The organism is Streptomyces sp. UNOC14_S4, assembly GCF_020740835.1.
In the GTDB taxonomy this organism is placed as follows: Bacteria; Actinomycetota; Actinomycetes; order Streptomycetales; family Streptomycetaceae; genus Streptomyces.
In genome coordinates this window covers 1-1,158 of record NZ_JAINFC010000946.1, presented here as the reverse complement: position 1 = coordinate 1,158, position 1,158 = coordinate 1, and the positions used below count along the sequence as shown (strand labels likewise).

The 1,158-nt window shown below is 75.6% G+C and carries 1 protein-coding gene; it reads right to left on the bottom strand.

Features of this window, described 5'->3' with window-relative positions:
• On the bottom strand, positions 1 to 938 hold a 938-nt coding region (locus K6I34_RS37215), incomplete at its 3' end, for a cytochrome P450 (RefSeq protein WP_229332431.1).
• Between the last annotated feature and the right edge of the window lie 220 nt (positions 939 to 1,158).

The window sequence follows — 1,158 nt, the reverse complement described above, 5'->3', positions numbered from 1 at the left end:
GGGTCGCGGTTCGCCGAGCCCAGGACGAGGGTGAGGCGGCTGCCGCGCGGCACGGCACGGCCGCCGATGACGGAGTCCTGCCCGGACAGACGCGTCACCATCTGGACGGGCGGGTCGTAGCGGATCAGTTCCTCGACGGCGCGGGCGTCGAGGGGCGCCGGCCCGGCGAGCCCGTGGGCCGACAGTGCCAGAACGCCCTTGGCCAGCAGGTTCGTGGTGGTCTCGTGGCCCGCCGTCAGGAGGTGTATGCAGGTGCCGACCAGGACGTCGTCGTCCGCCGTCCCGCTGCGCGCCAGCATGCCCGCGATCAGATCGTCCTCGTCGCGGGCGCGGGCGCGGGCCCGCCCCGCGCGGCGTCGCGCCAGCTCGGCGCGGAAGTACGCGTCGAGGTCGCGGGCCGCCGCGTCCGCCGCCGCGTAGCCGTCGGGGCGCCGCGCGACACGCGCGCCCGTGGCCTGCTGGAGGTCGAGCGCGCGGGCCCGGAACCACGTACGGTCCTCCCGGGCCACGCCCAGCAGTTCGCTGATGACGAGGACGGGCAGCGGCGCCGCGAACGCCTCGACGAGATCGCCGCCGCCCTCGCGTTCCAGGTCCGCGGCCAGCTCCGTCGCCAGGAGGCCGACGCGCGGGCGCAGTTCCTCCACCACGCGCGGGGTGAAGGCCTTCGCCACCAGCGCGCGGACCCTGCTGTGCTCGGGCGGGTCCATGAAGACCATCCACCGGCCCACGGTCCGCCGCAGATGCGGGCAGTCCGCGGGGATCCGGCCGGGCAGCGGCCCGCGGACGTACTCCCGGCCGGAGAGGACGCGTTCCACGTCGGCGTGCCGGAAGAGGTACCAGGTGCCGTCCTCCGCCCGGTGGACCGGGTCGGTCTCCCGGTAGTGCCGGTACAGGGGATAGGGGTCCGGGACGTGGACATCGGCCGTACGGAACGTCATCGCGCACCACCTTGCCACCGGTCCGTCAAGACCTTTACCGGCACGGTGTGTTGATTCTTCCCCGCGGTGTCATGGCCCGTGGTGCGTACGGCCGCGTACGCACCACGCGGGCGCGGGAGCGGCACTGCGGCGTAGCCGCGGCCGGGCTCCGGAGCCGTCCGCCGTCCGGTGGCGGGCCGCCCGGGATCGTCCGGCCGTGCGATGCCGGGCGGCCCGCCAC